This window comes from Halocatena marina (assembly GCF_023276375.1).
In the GTDB taxonomy this organism is placed as follows: Archaea; Halobacteriota; Halobacteria; order Halobacteriales; family Haloarculaceae; genus Halocatena; species Halocatena marina.
Genome location: NZ_JALLPK010000001.1, coordinates 2,469,095 through 2,483,414 on the forward strand (window position 1 = coordinate 2,469,095; position 14,320 = coordinate 2,483,414).

The following is a 14,320-nucleotide window of genomic DNA, read 5'->3' on the forward strand; positions in this document are numbered from 1 at the left end:
TCGTACAAAGTCCGTTTGGTGAATTTTGACCGCCATAGCAATAAATTGAATTGTCATAACCCAACAGCTACATCTATGTTTCAATATATCGTGGGGAGTAAAGTCAACGTGGCGATGGAGATAGTCAGCGGTGCTGTGACGGTGGTGACGAACACTGCAGCGGCTGCGGTGAACAGCGCACTACCAGCGGCGGAGTAGGCAACGAACTTTCGACGGTTCATCCCAGCGAAACCGGCCGGGATCGAGATAAGCGAGCGCACGGCCGGGAGTAACCGCCCCCAGAACACGGTCTGCTCTCCCCAGCGTTGAAACCAGTAGCGCGCCCGGTCGATGTCACGTTCAGAAACCCGGACGTATCGACCATAGTGGTTGAGAGCCTCGTGGCTTGTCGCACCGAAGACGTAGTACGCGAACAGACTACCGAGAGTCGCACCCGCAGTCCCCACGAGAACGAACGCACAGAACGACGTCACACCTGTGACGAGCAGTTCTGCAGCGGCCGGGACGACGACTTCGCTCGGAACGAATGGAAACACCATCGACGACTCACCGAACATGAACAGAAAAAACGCGAGGTATCCGTACTGCGTGAGAAGCGCGAGCAGTGCATCTGTCGACCACTGGAACACAGTCCTCTTTTACCGCGTGCGCGTTTTGCACTTTTGCTCCACCCCAAGATGGCTTCAAGCGTAGTCTAAAGACGTTCCGTCAGTTCTGAGAATACGTACACACACAAACGACGTGAATAGCGTGAGTTCACGGGTGCTCCCGGGGCGCTAGCAATCGCTGAAACGTGCAAAGCGTGGTGATCACCGGTCAGCCTGTCGGAGTGTGGCCCACCAAAGCGACACCATTGCGTCTGAGAATGAAAAGACGCACGCGTGAAGGACGGAACATGCACTCACGAGCCGTCCGGATGAGATGATTTCCATCTCGAACAAACAGGGAATCCCGGCCTTCAGGATGGTGGTAGTTGATAGAAGGGGCAACGCATATTTTCGGGAACTACGACTGTCGATGTATGCAGGTGGCTCTTCTAACGGTCGGTGACGAACTCCTTTCGGGGGACACGGAGAACACGAATGCGACGTGGCTTGCTCGCCAGCTTTCAGGGCGCGGCGTTGCGGTGAAACGAATCGCGGTCGTACCAGATGAGGTATCCGTTATTGCAGAACACGTCAGTAAGTACAGCACGGCGTTCGATGCGACGCTCGTCACCGGTGGACTCGGTCGAACACCAGACGACGTGACGATGGACGGTGTTGCCCGCGCGTTCGATCGATCGTTACAACCGAACGAACTGGCTCGAGCTGATATCGAGCAGACAGTCGCTGCACTCGCTGAACGTCGCCCGAATCTTTCATTCGACATCGAAATTGAGACAGAGGCAGCAATCCCGGAGAATGCACGACCGCTCATCAACGACGCTGGGCTTTCACCAGGATGTGTACTCGAGACGGTCTACGTGCTCCCAGGCATTCCAGAAGAGATGCGATCGATGTTTACATCAGTTGCAGACGAGTTCGCTGGTGAAGTTCAGACGAGAGTTCTCTACACCAACGATCCGGAGTCGAATCTCGTCGGTACGCTCACGGACGCACGCGATCGCTTCGACGTAGGCGTCGGGTGCTATCCCAACCGGGATGCAGGACACAACAGACTGAAACTCAGTGGAACGGACAAAAGCGCGCTCGAAACAGCCGAGTCGTGGTTGCGCGATCGAGTTACCGTGGTTGAGGAGTAATCCGATCAGCGTGCTTCACGCGGATAGCCGGTCGAGTGGTCCGACTGCGATCCGGTCCGCGGTTCCAGCGAACCGCTCGAACGAATGACTGCGAGCGCAGTCATCAGATCCGATCGAGTGAGCAACCCAGCGAACTCCTCATCGTCCATGACAAGGAGTCGACCGATGTTCTCCTCTTGCATCATCGTGAGTGCCTCTAACGCGTCCTCATTGACATCCACAGTGACGAGATCCGTACTCATGATCTCCTCAACGCGGTAGGCGTCCTGTTCGACTTCATTGACGCTCTTTGCGTCTTCGAGCGTGACGAGTCCAACAAGATGACCATCACGGAGCACTGGATAGCCAGTGTGGCGCTTCTGGAACATGTACTCGAGGAGTTCGGAGACGCTCGATTTCGCATCGACGGTGTTGACATTTTCCGCAGGTGTCATGACATCTCGCACACTGACACCCTCGAAGGCGGCGCTCATCATCGTCTGTTGTGCTTCGGAAGTCGCCCCGAGGTAGATGAAAAAGGCGATACCGACGAGGAAGATGTTGAATCCGACGAATAGCCCAACGAGACCGAGCAGGATCGCAAAGAACTTCCCCACCTCGGCAGCGATTTCGGTCGCCCGCGCGTACGGACGGTTAATAGCGAGCAACGCACGAAGGATTCGTCCCCCGTCCATTGGAAACCCCGGCAGGAGATTGAATGCGGCCAGTGCGAGATTCGTAATAGCGAGATAACCGAGAACAAATAATAACGCAGCCGAACCGACGCCGACGGCACCAGCCGGAAGAATCGAGGGGGTCGTCAAGAAGACGCCAAACAGTCCGATACCGAGACCGATACTCACGAGAGGACCCGCAATCGCAATGTACAGTTCCTGTTCCCACTCTTCGGGCATTTCACTCAGTTGAGCGATACCACCGAACAGCCACAGCGTGATGGAGGAGATAGGATACCCATAGCGCCTCGCTACGAGAGAGTGTCCGAGCTCGTGGAGGAGGACGCTGGCGAACAACCCAATGGCAGCGACCAACCCAACGACAAACGGAACAACATCTCCAGAAAGTGCCGAAGAAACGATATCTACCGCAAAGTATTGGTTGAGGATACCGACCCAGATGTTCACCTCACTGCCGATGAGATACGCGAACAACGGCAGGACGAGCAGGAACGTCAGGTCAAGTTTAATGGGGATACCAAACGCGCTCCCGATACGGAAACTCCGCATACTTCGTGCTACGGTATCAGTCCTCTTAACACCGAGGACGAAGAACACTGTGTAGATTCGTATGAGTGATCAGACACAACAGCCACTCGTCCGTCGCGCAGAAGAGATCGAGTACGAAACGGTCGCGGCTGCCGACGGTATGGACAAGGGTGTCCTCATCGGTCCAGAGCACGGTGCACCGAACCTCGCTATCCGACGATTCTCGCTCGAACCCGGCGCAACGGTCCCAAAGCACACAAACGAAATCGAGCACGAGCAGTACGTTCTCGCAGGGGAGTACGTCGTCGGTATTGATGACGAGGAATATACGGTGTCGGCTGGCGATTCGCTGTTCATTCCTGCTGACGTCGTTCACTGGTATCGGAACGACGGCGACGAGCAAGGCGCGTTCATTTGTGCCGTGCCAACAGGCGATGATGAAATCAACCTCGTAGAGTAACGTCTTCGATTCTCTTCTACTCTCTTCTGCGCTACTCTTCTGAGACGTGTGCGAGCACAGCGTCAGTGTCGTTTGGAACGGGTTCGGGGTCGTTCCCGGCAACAGCAGCCGCGTCAGGATCTTTCAGCAGGTGGCCGGTTGTGAGACAGACAACATCTTCGTCAGACTGTACGATGTCCTGTTTGCGAAGCTTTCTGAGACCAGCAACGCTTGCAGCACTCGCGGGTTCGACGCCAATCCCTTCGCCAGCAAGATCTCGCTGTGCTTGTGTGATTTCTCTGTCGCTGACAGCGACGGCAGTCCCGTTCGTTTCGCGGATACCCGGTACTGCTTTCGGTGCGTTGACGGGGTTGCCGATCCGGATGGCTGTTGCCTTCGTCTCGACCTCGTCCCATCGACGAACCGGCTCGTCGCTTTCGATTGCTTCGACGATCGGTGCAGCGCCTTCGGCTTGGACGCCTGTCAGCTTTGGCACCTCCTCAGGCGTGAGCGCCCCCGAGGCGACGAGTTCGCGGAACGTCTTGTACAGTGCAGACGTGTTGCCAGCGTTGCCGACCGGGAGAACGATACGATCGGGGAATCGACCTTCGTCCCGGTAATGGCGCTCCAGAATTTCGTGTCCGATGGTCTTCTGTCCCTCTAATCTGAATGGATTGAGTGAGTTCAGCAGATACGCCTCGCCACGGTCTGCGAGATCACGGACGATGTCGAGACAGTCATCGAAGTTGCCGTCAACCTCCAGAATGCGCGCTCCGTGGAGACTCGCCTGTGCGACTTTTCCCGCAGCAACCTTCCCCGCAGGCAATAAGACAAGCGTCTCCATCCCGGCGCGAGCACCGTACGCTGCGAGTGCTGCGCTCGTGTTCCCTGTGCTCGCACACACCAACCGTTCGACACCGAGCTCTTGGGCCACCCGAACGCCGACGGTCATCCCTCGATCCTTGAAGCTTCCCGTCGGATTCATCCCCTCGTGTTTGATGCGAAGCGTTCGAACGCCGATGTCGTTCTCTAACCGAGGTGCGTAGTACAACGGCGTGGCCCCCTCAGGGAGTGAGACACCATCATCGAACGGGAGTGCGGCCGCGTATCGCCAGACGCCCGAACCAGAGAACGCATCAAACGTTGGATACTCGGCGTAGCGAACTTCGAGCAAGCCATCCGCGTCACTCGTATAGCGAACTCCGTCGAACGGAGCGTACGTCTCGCCGGTTTCGATACACTCCAACCAGATGCCGTCTGCTGCCTCAGGAGGCACGTGTTTTGAAAGCTGTAGGTTTGCCATTGGTCGACGGTTGGCGCATGAGAGATAAAAACCGGGCGGTCCCTCCGAACGCTGCCGTAAGTTCGAGATACATCAGGCAATACAGAGATCTCCGGAGACAGCCATAGATAAAGTACTAATATTAATACAAAATATAACAGTTTATAAGTAATTACGACGTAGTTGAAGCATGGAAATGACGAGTTTGAACCGGCGGCAGTTCGTAATCGGAGCGAGCATGACAGCAGGGTCGGCCTTCGGTGGCGTCGGTACCGTCTCGGCAGTAACCCGTGAGAAAGACGACGAGACGGCTCCATCGGTTATCGCTCACCGCGGCTTTGCTGGTGTGTATCCCGAGAACACAGTTCGAGCAGCCCGACTCGCTTCACACACCTCGAAAAGACGGAGAGAGACGGGCAAAGCGGGCCGTGCCAGCCTCGGTGCCGACATGATCGAGATCGATATAGTGCCCACAGCGGACGGCGATATCGTCGTTTTTCACGACGATCGTCTGTCCGGACGCGACGGTGGCGAGCGGGGGCTAACCGACGCGTCGGGCGTTGTCTGGGAGACACCGAGCGAGGAAGTGCTTGCGGCGGAAGTACTCGAAAGCGGTGAGACTGTTCCCCGTCTGAGCGACGTGATGGACGCCATCCCAAAGCACGTCGGTGTGAATATCGAGCTCAAGAATCCCGGCTCGTTCGACCTACAGTTCGCAACAGCCCTCTCGAATGACGAACTCGAACAGCAAAAGGAGATCTGGGAGTCATTTACCGAAGACGCACTTGCGATCGCATCGGAGTACGAGAACCCAATTCTCATTTCGTCGTTCTACGAGGCAGCGCTTGCGACCGTCCGTGAGGCCGACCCGACGCTCCCGATCGCGTTCTTGTTCTGGGATTCGATCGAGGAGGGGTTGACCGTAACCCGAAGATACGACTGCGAAGCAGTGCATCCACCGTGGAACATGATTCAGGATACGCCATTCTTCGAGGACGAATACTACACGAGCGGGCCGTTCGCCGACATCGACCTCGTTGAGGTGGCCCACGCCGAAGACCGAGCAGTGAACGTCTACACGATCGGTACGTGGTACCAAGCCGAACAACTGGCTGCTGCAGGCGTCGACGGACTCATTTCGGATTATCCGGCACTACTCTCACCACGGTGAAAATGCGGACACAGGAAGTATTACTCAGTCATCCAGTCGTGTAGATCGACAACGTGCTGTGCCGGGGGGGAACCGAGAACAATTTTTTCGGAGCCGACATCGTCGACTACCGTCGATCCAGCCGAGAGAACCGTTCGTTCACCGATTTCGACGCCCGGACCGACGACAGCTCCTGCACCGATGAAGACGCCGTGATGCAAAATTATTCGCTCGAAGATATCGTTTTGAAACGTCATTCCGTCCTCACTCAGTTCGTGCGTCACGCCGACAATGCTACAGTTCGGTCCAATCTGGACGTGATCTCCAATTTCGGCGTTCTCGATGTAACAGCCCGCGTTGATATCGATCGTATCTCCTATGCTGCACTTCTTGATCGAAGTCCGCTCGTAGATTTGACATTCGTCACCGATGTCGGAATCGTGAACAGTGACGTATTCCCGTATTTCTGTGCTTCCAACGGTCGAATCGACAATTCGTGCAGTACGATCGATCTCGTTTCCCATGACGTGAGTGTCGCCTGCTCGCTTTTAGAACTTCTACATCACGAGCGTGGACAACCGACACAGTCAGTGAGTCTATCTCGGTTTTACAGGATATACATCATGGAAACGTTCCAATTCGGTCAGTTCACTACGCTCGACTTTCGTCTTCGCCATACTCGTCGATTCGTTCGTGGACGTACGCTGCCCACGCGTCGAGTGTCTCGTGCATGAGTTCTTTCGTCTCGTCGAGTGGTGTCGCGGTGTATTGGTAAACCTGCCCACCACCATCGAGTAGCTGACGTTCGCGTGCAACGAGCTCTTTTTCTCGGAGAGTCGTGAGCGATCGGCTGACGTTGCTCCGATCGCGGTCGAGCCCGTCAGCAAGTTCTGCGACCGTACACCCGGACGTATCGAGGAGCATGAGATACGTCGTGCTCTCGTGCTGTCGCATGTCGAAGACACACGAGAGAACATCTGCGAACGTCGGCTCACTGCCGAGCATGAGCTGGCGAAAACGGGTTGGATTCGGATCGGCGTCCATAGCAGACGTATGTCCGTTCGACAAATAATGACTCACCCATCCAACGTGAAAACTAGATCTCCGATGTTGTCCGAGTGGATTCGGCGAGCGCACAGCACAACAAAAGCGTGCGCCACCGAACGCCGAAGATTTTTCACGGGTAACGGATAAGGATCGACAGTGCCAAACCCGCCGTATCTTCGGTTTTTCCCGTACGAAGACCCGTACGACCACCAGCGGGAGGCGATGGAAACGATTGGCGAGGCGCTCTCTGGTGGACGGGACGTTCTCTTCGAAGGCGCATGTGGAACGGGAAAGACGCTTGCTGCGCTCGTGCCCGCATTAGAGTACGCCCGCGAGGCGAACAAGACCGTCGTCATTACGACGAACGTCCACCAGCAGACTCGCCAATTCATCGAGGAAGCACGCGCTATCACCCGACAGGAGTCGATTCAAGCGGTCGTGTTCAAGGGAAAACTCGATATGTGTCACATCGATGTGGGCTATGAGGAGTGTCAGGCGCTTCGAGACACGACGCGTGAACTGGCCGAGACAGAACAAGAACGAGCTGAACTGGCCGAAACGGAGCGCACGTTGCTCGATGAATCCCGAGCCCGAGAGGGTGCCAACGCGGATCAAGCAGCCGAGGGTCGAAACGCCGTCATGGAGGAACTCGATGAACTCGATGATACCCTCGAAGAGCTTCAAGAGCAGGCGACGTGTGAGTACTACTACCGCAACGTAACCGAGGAGACGGACGCCTTCTACGAGTGGCTATTCGCGGACGTGCGGACACCCGAAGAGATCTACGAGTACGCTCACAACGCGGGCCTGTGCGGGTACGAACTCCTGAAAGAAGGGATGGAGGGCGTCGACCTCGTGGTATGTAACTATCACCACGTGCTCGATCCGATGATCCGCGAGCAGTTCTTCCGGTGGTTGGGGCGTGATCCAGAAGACGTCGTCGTCGTTTTCGATGAGGCCCACAACATCGAAGACGCAGCCCGTGATCACGCGACCCGGACGCTCACCGAATCGACGCTCGAAAGCGCGCTCTCCGAACTTGAATCGGTCGAAGATAGGAGAACAACGAGTGCTGAAAACGTCATCGAAGCGTTCTACACCGCACTCACTTCGACCTACGACGACGCACTGGCGTTCGGAGAGCGCGAGACCATCGGAGACGAGTGGTACGATCTCTCGATCACGAACGAAACCGGCCGCGATGAGCTCACGCTTTCATTCCTCGATGCGTACACGGGCGCGGGGATCCACAACGACCTCGACCGGAGCCTCGACCTCGGAAATTCGCTCGATCGATCGTACCAACAGGAGTACAAAAACGGTGAAACACGAACGCGAAAAGAGTGTCGCATCCTGCAGTCAGCGTCGTTCATCGACGACTGGCTTCGTGATAGCGATCATAATGAAATGTATCCGGTGGTGAGCGTGCGCCGGGATGGAGGAAATGATTCGGTGTACGGTCGGTCTGAGCTGTATACGTGTATTCCTCGGCAGGTCACGGAACCGTTGTTCGAGGAGCTACACGCGAGTGTATTGATGAGCGCGACGCTGCGGCCGTTCGATGTGCTGTCCGACGTGCTCGGGATCACTGGATACGTCGGTGACGACGACGAACAGGACGGTCCAGTGACGATGGCCTACGGAGCACAGTTTCCGGAAGAGCGTCGACGGACATACGCGGTCGATACGCCCGCACTCTTCGCCAGCCGACGCGAGGAACACGATATTCAGCGCAAAATCACCGGCGTTCTCGAAGACGCGATCGAGTTCACACCGGGTAACGTGCTCTGTTTCTTTCCGAGCTATCGTGAAGCAGAACGCTATCAGGCGTTGATCGATGTGGATGCGACGTTGTACCTCGACGAGCCAGGAGCGAGCGTCGAGGAACGCAAACGGGAGTTCACAGGCAGTTCAAACGGTGTGTTCTTCACCTCGTTGTGGGGAACACTCACGGAGGGAGTCAGTTTCGATGGCGACGACGCGCGGACAGTGGTGGTCGTTGGTGTCCCATATCCCCGGCTCGATGACCGGATGGAAGCGGTCCAATCGGCGTACTCGATGGCGTTCGATGGTAACGACAACGACAGCGACGATCCGGGATGGGAGTACGCTGTAGAAGTACCAACGGTTCGGAAAACCAGACAGGCGCTCGGGCGAGTCGTCCGCTCGCCGGAGGATTTCGGTGCTCGTCTCCTTGTCGATGAACGCTACACGATGCGTGCCAGACGAGAAATGCAGAAATACAGCGTCGTGGAGACGTTTCCTCCCGAGGAACGGACCGAAACGATCGACATCGAACCGGAGAAGCTCAGATTCGGTCTGTTGAATTTTTATACGGATATGGACGCGTGGGTCGGTGCACCACCTACACCCTGATCGACCCGGTCACTGTCGGGGTTGGAGCATGACACTGAGGAGTACAATCCCTGCAATGGCGATGAGTCCGCCGAAACCAGGACCACTCGTCGTCGTCGTTGTCGTTGTGTCCTCGGTATTCGTTGTGTGAGTCGATTGCTCTTCCGTCGTAGCATCAGCTTTCGAATCAATATCGTCCAGCGCATCGATCGTCGGTCCGTTCACGATTGTCACCGTCGTTCCAGTGCGTCTGACGGAGAACGCGTCCGCGAACGCTCCATTGTTGATACGCCACGTGTGCACGCCTTGCTTTGTAGCGCCCTCTGTTTCGAGGATCTCGATGTATGCATTACGGAATTCACGAGCATCGCGCTCTGAGTCCCAGCTCGTCTTCCAGACGTATCCACGCTTATCGCCCTTCGCGTAGGTGTACAGGCCGTCGCTCCTCCAGCCAGAGGAGGGACGGCTGACGTAGTTGTAGACGTCGGCCGACGAATCCGAGCGCGAGAGATTCTCCTCACGTATCGGTGAATCTGAAGCCGATTGACGCCAGAACAGCGTGTAGATACCAGCCTCACCGACGGTGTCGTTCTCAATGCGATTCCAACCGTTCCGAGAGCGGTCGGTGAACGATTGATTCGATGGTTCGTCGGGACGCCCCGGATGAATCACGGTTGCGGTCGATGTCGGCAGCTGGGTGTGTGCATCATTGATCGCCGTCCAGCCGCCGTTCCCAAAGAGCGTCCGGACATACACCTCACCAGCCGCGTATGGGAAGTACGTAAACCGATAGAAACGGAACGTTGCAGTTCGATCTGCGTTGTTTCCACTCGTTGGATTATCGATACAATTCCAGCCATCTTGGCAGTTTTGCCGGTATCGTTCAGTGATGTACGCAGCTTCCCCTTCGACGAGACCGTCCTTAGCGAACTCGCCATCGAGCGTTGAGTGTCGATACCGCTGCTGTTGGAGGTCGAACTGCTGGTCTTGAAGCATGTGCGCGAGTTCGTGAATCATCGTCGCGCCATCCACCGTCGGCTTCGAGGGATCTCCTACGATGACGATGCGATCACTGCCTTCCTCGGCAGCGAATCCGAGAACACCCCCCTGTTGGGCACGCTGAATAGCGCGTGAGGCGTTCGTAGACTCACCGTAGAAAAACAGCGCTTCCCAGAGCTGCTCGTTCGACGTAAGTCCGAACGTGTCGTTTCGGGGGGGATCGAGATTTTCGGGACGAACGAACTCGATCTCGACCTGTTCGGTGAATTCGAGTCGCCGGATGTGCTCGACGCGGGCCATGCTACGCGCGAGGAACGCATCGAGTTCCGACTCAGAGAGACCATCACTCTGGTCGACGGTGATCGATTCGTTATACCAGTATCCGCTTTCCCAACCGAGTGTATCTGTGTTCGGATCAGGCGGTGCGCTCTGCATAGCGTTCGATTCGAGGGAGCCGGACGTTTCTATCGAATCGACCGAAGTCGCGTGATCATCAGCCACTGTAAAAAGACCAGTCTCGACAGGCAACGCTAGTACTACGAGACCAATCAAAAGTGCGACAACAGCGACGTGTCGCGCTCGCATCTCTACTCTACCGTTGTGGCTCCGCTACTTAATCCCACGTCCAGTTGGCTCGATACATTGCTAAGCGAAGGAATCACTAATCACACCACCGTAGCCATCGAAAGCGACGAATGCACGTTCCTCATCGAAGTCCCAGACAATGGTCGTTCACGTACCTGCGTTGTAAGGTTTATTAGCCATATTTTAGCTTCGTAATCCGCACACTGTGCCACCATACCTCACAGAATTCTTGCCGCTCCGGAAGAGTTTAATACCCTGCTGAATCTATGCCGGAGTACATGCAAACGAAACCCCGCGATCACTGCTCGCTTGCAATGACCCGCGGGTCCGCCCTCGTTCTCCGACGACGACGACCGGGCCGCTAGGCCCGACTATACTACTTTTCTGACCGGATTTGCCTCGCTTTCAAACGACCCCGAGAAGCTACCATACAACCAAAAACATCGAAAATAAGACAAAAATATGACAGGAAATGATACAGTTGCGCTTGCGTTTTCCGGTGGACTCGACACGACAGTGTGCGTTCCACTACTCGAAGAGGAATACGGCTACGATGATGTTATCGGCGTCACCGTCGATGTCGGGCAACCCGACGAAGAGTTCGCAGAAGCAACGGAAACAGCCGACGCACTCGGCATTGAGCACTTCGTCGTAGACGCTCGTGAAGAGTTTGCGTCGCTCTGTCTCCAATCGGTTCGTGCGAACGCAGACTATCAAGGATATCCACTCGGTACAGCACTCGCTCGTCCCGTTATTGCAGAGGCAATTCTCGAAGTGGCGACCAAAGAAGGCTGCAGTGCCATCGCTCACGGCTGTACTGGAAAGGGGAACGACCAGCTCCGGTTCGAGGCCGTCTGGCGTGACTCCGACCTCGAAGTCATCGCGCCAGTGCGCGAGCTCGGGTTGACACGCGAATTCGAGATCGAATACGCGGCCGAGCGCGATCTACCAGTCGAGAGCGGTAACGAGGGGGCGTGGAGCATCGATACGAACCTCTGGAGTCGCTCCATTGAGGGCGACGACCTCGAAGATCCCGGGTACGTGCCACCGGAAGACATCTACGAATGGACTGATCTACCAGAGACACTCGATACCGAGACCATTGCAATCGGGTTCGAAGACGGGTACGCCGTGAGTATTGACGGCGAATCACTCGAACCGATCGCGCTCATCGAGAAGCTGAACACGCTCGCAGGAGCGCACGGAATCGGACGCACAGACATGATGGAAGATCGGATGCTCGGGCTGAAAGTTCGTGAAAACTACGAACACCCGGCTGCAACCGTGCTCCTCACTGCCCACGAGGCGCTCGAAGGTCTCGTGCTGACCCAAGAAGAGCGCTCGTCGAAAGCACACATCGACCAACAGTGGAGCGAGAAAGCCTACGAAGGGCTCCTTTCTGCACCACTGGTCGATGCCCTCTCGGGATTCATCGATGCGACGCAACAGCGCGTCACGGGGACCGTAACGGTCAAGCTCGAAGTCGGACACGCACGGCCAGTCGCGCGCAAAAGCGAGTACGCGGTGTACTCCGAATCGGCGGCGTCATTCAACACCGAGACCGTCGACGGCATCAAACAGGAGGACGCGACGGGCGTTGCGAAGTACCACGGTTATCAGGACCGGCTCGCACGCGTCACGACAGCGACAGACGACGCGCCCGAGGCCCTCATGGACGGCGGAACAGAGGAGTAAGCAATGGACAAGGAGATCAGATCCGGTGCAGCCGTCCGCGGTGATCGCTTCAGTGGTGGTCCCGCGCGTGAGTTCCTCTCATCCCTTGCCGCGGACGAGCGGATCTTTGCCGCCGACATCGCTGTTGATCGCGCACACAGCGTGATGCTTGCAGAGCAGGGAATCGTCCCAACGGATGAGATCGGACAGATCCTCGCGGCGCTCGATGTGATCGAAGTCGAGGGACACGAATCCCTGCCCGACGGCGAAGATGTCCACGAGGCCATCGAGTCGGCTGTCATCGACGCAGTCGGTCCAACTGGCGGGAAGATGCACACCGCCCGGAGCCGGAACGACGAGGTGGCAGCGTGCATTCGCTACCGCCTGCGTGATGATCTCATCGATAGCATCGACGCGGCTATCGGGCTACGCGAGGCGTTGGCGGGCGTCGCAAGTGAGCACCAAGAGACGGTGATGCCTGGATTCACGCACTTACAGCCCGCCCAACCGACGACGGTCGCCCACTGGGTGCTCTCGTATGAACAGGCGCTTCAGCGCGATACGGATCGCCTGTATTCGGCCTACAGTCGGACGAACCGCTCACCACTCGGTGCGGCCGCGTTCGCGGGAACGCCCTTCTCGATCGACCGCGAACGCACCGCCGAACTGCTCGGTTTTGATGGGATCGTCGAGAACTCGATGGACGCTGCCTCGGCGCGAGACTTCCTCTTCGACAGTGCGGCAGCGCTCGCGGGACTAGCGACGACGCTGTCAGGACTCGCAGAGGATCTGATCCTCTTCTCGAACAAGGGGTACGTCGAACTCTCGGATGAGTACTCCTCGACGTCCTCGATCATGCCACAGAAGAAAAACCCCGACACGCTCGAACTCGTTCGAGCAACAGCCGGATCGGCAAGTGCGGGGCTCAACGGCTTGCTCACGACACTCAAAGGGCTGCCACGAGCGTACAACCGCGATCTCCAGCGGGCGACCACGCACGTGTGGTCAACAGTCGATGCCGTCACCGAGGGAACCGCTGTCGCCAGTGGAGCAATCACGACGACAGCGTGGAACACCGTCGCTCTCGCTGATGCGGCTGGGAGTGGCTTTTCGACCGCAACGGGAATTGCAGACAAGCTTGCAATGTGTGGAATACCCTTCCGGACGGCCCACGAAATCCTCGCTAAGGCCGCACAGGAGGGAGCAGACGCTGCTGCTATCGAATCCGCAGCTGAGGAAATACTCGATGAACCACTCGGTGCCTACATCTCCAACGAAGAGATACAGGCCACACTCGATCCCATTCAGAGCGTAGCGAGCCGCGATTCGCGCGGCGGACCGGCACCCTCAGCGATCGACGCACAGCTCGATTCGGTTACGAAATCCCTCGAATCGGATCGAGAAGCGCTCACGAATCAGCAGGCGAACATCGAATCCGCGCACAAAACGCTCACAGAGGTGGTACATCGCTATGCTTGAGCGACGACGACCACGACTACCGATCCCGTCCCCCCTCGGGGACAAATAACAAAACTATGATGTACATTATCATGGATCGCTGTATTGGACGCTAACACACCAATAGAGCCTTGTTTGGGTTGTTAAATTTTTATGATACTTTCGATGGTTTTAAGATGATCCCACGACGAGATTGAGGTACATGGCAGAATGCATCGAATGCGGGGCTGACGTAACCCTGCACGACGACATCGAAGAAGGAGAGATCATTGATTGTGGGACATGCGGTGCCGAATTAGAGGTCCTCGAAACAGCTCCTGTGGTGCTCGATACCGCGCCTGAGCTCGAAGAGGATTGGGGCGAGTAAGGCGATGGGAGCAGTCGG

The 14,320-nt window shown here is 56.7% G+C and carries 13 protein-coding genes; 7 read left to right on the top strand and 6 right to left on the bottom strand.

What is annotated here, in order from left to right:
- Positions 1 to 80 precede the first annotated feature (80 nt).
- The gene (locus MW898_RS11275; RefSeq protein WP_248907250.1) at positions 81 to 629 is read right to left on the bottom strand and encodes a DedA family protein; all 549 of its coding nucleotides are present in this window, start codon (positions 627 to 629) and stop codon (positions 81 to 83) included.
- A gap of 392 nt (positions 630 to 1,021) precedes the next feature.
- Between MW898_RS11275 and MW898_RS11280 the strand changes: the two genes are divergently transcribed.
- Positions 1,022 to 1,744, top strand: a complete 723-nt coding sequence (locus MW898_RS11280) for a competence/damage-inducible protein A (RefSeq protein WP_248907252.1) — start codon at positions 1,022 to 1,024, stop codon at positions 1,742 to 1,744.
- A 5-nt stretch (positions 1,745 to 1,749) separates the two neighbouring features.
- Here the strand turns inward: MW898_RS11280 and MW898_RS11285 are convergent, their stop codons facing one another.
- Positions 1,750 to 2,967 carry a CBS domain-containing protein gene (locus MW898_RS11285; RefSeq protein ID WP_248907254.1) on the bottom strand — a complete coding sequence of 406 codons (1,218 nt, stop codon included), beginning with the start codon at positions 2,965 to 2,967 and terminating at the stop codon, positions 1,750 to 1,752.
- A 61-nt stretch (positions 2,968 to 3,028) separates the two neighbouring features.
- Between MW898_RS11285 and MW898_RS11290 the strand changes: the two genes are divergently transcribed.
- Complete coding sequence (locus tag MW898_RS11290) at positions 3,029 to 3,406, top strand: cupin domain-containing protein (protein ID WP_248907256.1); 378 nt, start codon at positions 3,029 to 3,031, stop codon at positions 3,404 to 3,406.
- 31 nt (positions 3,407 to 3,437) lie between these two features.
- Here MW898_RS11290 and thrC read toward each other — a convergent pair whose 3' ends face one another.
- Positions 3,438 to 4,688, bottom strand: a complete 1,251-nt coding sequence (gene thrC / locus MW898_RS11295) for a threonine synthase (protein ID WP_248907258.1) — start codon at positions 4,686 to 4,688, stop codon at positions 3,438 to 3,440.
- Between the two features lie 169 nt (positions 4,689 to 4,857).
- On the opposite strand from thrC, the gene MW898_RS11300 reads away from it, so the two are divergent.
- The gene (locus MW898_RS11300) at positions 4,858 to 5,838 is read left to right on the top strand and encodes a glycerophosphodiester phosphodiesterase (protein ID WP_373689845.1); all 981 of its coding nucleotides are present in this window, start codon (positions 4,858 to 4,860) and stop codon (positions 5,836 to 5,838) included.
- Positions 5,839 to 5,858: 20 nt separating this feature from the next.
- Here the strand turns inward: MW898_RS11300 and MW898_RS11305 are convergent, their stop codons facing one another.
- A complete protein-coding gene (locus MW898_RS11305) occupies positions 5,859 to 6,341 on the bottom strand; it encodes an acyltransferase (protein WP_248907260.1) in 483 nt (160 codons plus the stop codon).
- Between the two features lie 127 nt (positions 6,342 to 6,468).
- Positions 6,469 to 6,861 carry a helix-turn-helix domain-containing protein gene (locus MW898_RS11310; protein WP_248907262.1) on the bottom strand — a complete coding sequence of 131 codons (393 nt, stop codon included), beginning with the start codon at positions 6,859 to 6,861 and terminating at the stop codon, positions 6,469 to 6,471.
- Positions 6,862 to 7,020: 159 nt separating this feature from the next.
- Here MW898_RS11310 and MW898_RS11315 point away from each other — a divergent pair, with 159 nt between their 5' ends.
- The gene (locus MW898_RS11315; RefSeq protein WP_264822274.1) at positions 7,021 to 9,240 is read left to right on the top strand and encodes an ATP-dependent DNA helicase; all 2,220 of its coding nucleotides are present in this window, start codon (positions 7,021 to 7,023) and stop codon (positions 9,238 to 9,240) included.
- A 9-nt stretch (positions 9,241 to 9,249) separates the two neighbouring features.
- Here MW898_RS11315 and MW898_RS11320 read toward each other — a convergent pair whose 3' ends face one another.
- Positions 9,250 to 10,803 carry an Hvo_1808 family surface protein gene (locus tag MW898_RS11320; RefSeq protein WP_248907264.1) on the bottom strand — a complete coding sequence of 518 codons (1,554 nt, stop codon included), beginning with the start codon at positions 10,801 to 10,803 and terminating at the stop codon, positions 9,250 to 9,252.
- A 462-nt stretch (positions 10,804 to 11,265) separates the two neighbouring features.
- On the opposite strand from MW898_RS11320, the gene MW898_RS11325 reads away from it, so the two are divergent.
- The 3 genes from MW898_RS11325 to lysW all read left to right on the top strand — a co-directional run bounded on the left by MW898_RS11325 (position 11,266) and on the right by lysW (position 14,302).
- Positions 11,266 to 12,498, top strand: coding sequence for an argininosuccinate synthase (locus tag MW898_RS11325; protein WP_248907266.1), 1,233 nt, complete (start codon positions 11,266 to 11,268; stop codon positions 12,496 to 12,498).
- A gap of 3 nt (positions 12,499 to 12,501) precedes the next feature.
- Positions 12,502 to 13,956 (top strand): argininosuccinate lyase, encoded by a 1,455-nt coding sequence (argH, locus tag MW898_RS11330; protein ID WP_248907269.1) that lies wholly within the window; start codon positions 12,502 to 12,504, stop codon positions 13,954 to 13,956.
- Between the two features lie 181 nt (positions 13,957 to 14,137).
- Positions 14,138 to 14,302 carry a lysine biosynthesis protein LysW gene (lysW, locus tag MW898_RS11335; RefSeq protein WP_248907270.1) on the top strand — a complete coding sequence of 55 codons (165 nt, stop codon included), beginning with the start codon at positions 14,138 to 14,140 and terminating at the stop codon, positions 14,300 to 14,302.
- Positions 14,303 to 14,320: the final 18 nt, after the last annotated feature.

Bases quoted from the DNA above. Each gene is read 5' to 3' on its own strand.
- MW898_RS11300 (WP_373689845.1), top strand. From the start codon at position 4,858: ATGGAAATGACGAGTTTGAACCGGCGGCAGTTCGTAATCGGAGCGAGC.
- MW898_RS11305 (WP_248907260.1), bottom strand. From the start codon at position 6,341: ATGGGAAACGAGATCGATCGTACTGCACGAATTGTCGATTCGACCGTT.
- MW898_RS11320 (WP_248907264.1), bottom strand. From the start codon at position 10,803: ATGCGAGCGCGACACGTCGCTGTTGTCGCACTTTTGATTGGTCTCGTA.
- lysW (WP_248907270.1), top strand. From the start codon at position 14,138: ATGGCAGAATGCATCGAATGCGGGGCTGACGTAACCCTGCACGACGAC.
- thrC (WP_248907258.1), bottom strand. From the start codon at position 4,688: ATGGCAAACCTACAGCTTTCAAAACACGTGCCTCCTGAGGCAGCAGAC.
- MW898_RS11310 (WP_248907262.1), bottom strand. From the start codon at position 6,861: ATGGACGCCGATCCGAATCCAACCCGTTTTCGCCAGCTCATGCTCGGC.
- MW898_RS11285 (WP_248907254.1), bottom strand. From the start codon at position 2,967: ATGCGGAGTTTCCGTATCGGGAGCGCGTTTGGTATCCCCATTAAACTT.
- argH (WP_248907269.1), top strand. From the start codon at position 12,502: ATGGACAAGGAGATCAGATCCGGTGCAGCCGTCCGCGGTGATCGCTTC.
- MW898_RS11325 (WP_248907266.1), top strand. From the start codon at position 11,266: ATGACAGGAAATGATACAGTTGCGCTTGCGTTTTCCGGTGGACTCGAC.
- MW898_RS11280 (WP_248907252.1), top strand. From the start codon at position 1,022: ATGCAGGTGGCTCTTCTAACGGTCGGTGACGAACTCCTTTCGGGGGAC.
- MW898_RS11290 (WP_248907256.1), top strand. From the start codon at position 3,029: ATGAGTGATCAGACACAACAGCCACTCGTCCGTCGCGCAGAAGAGATC.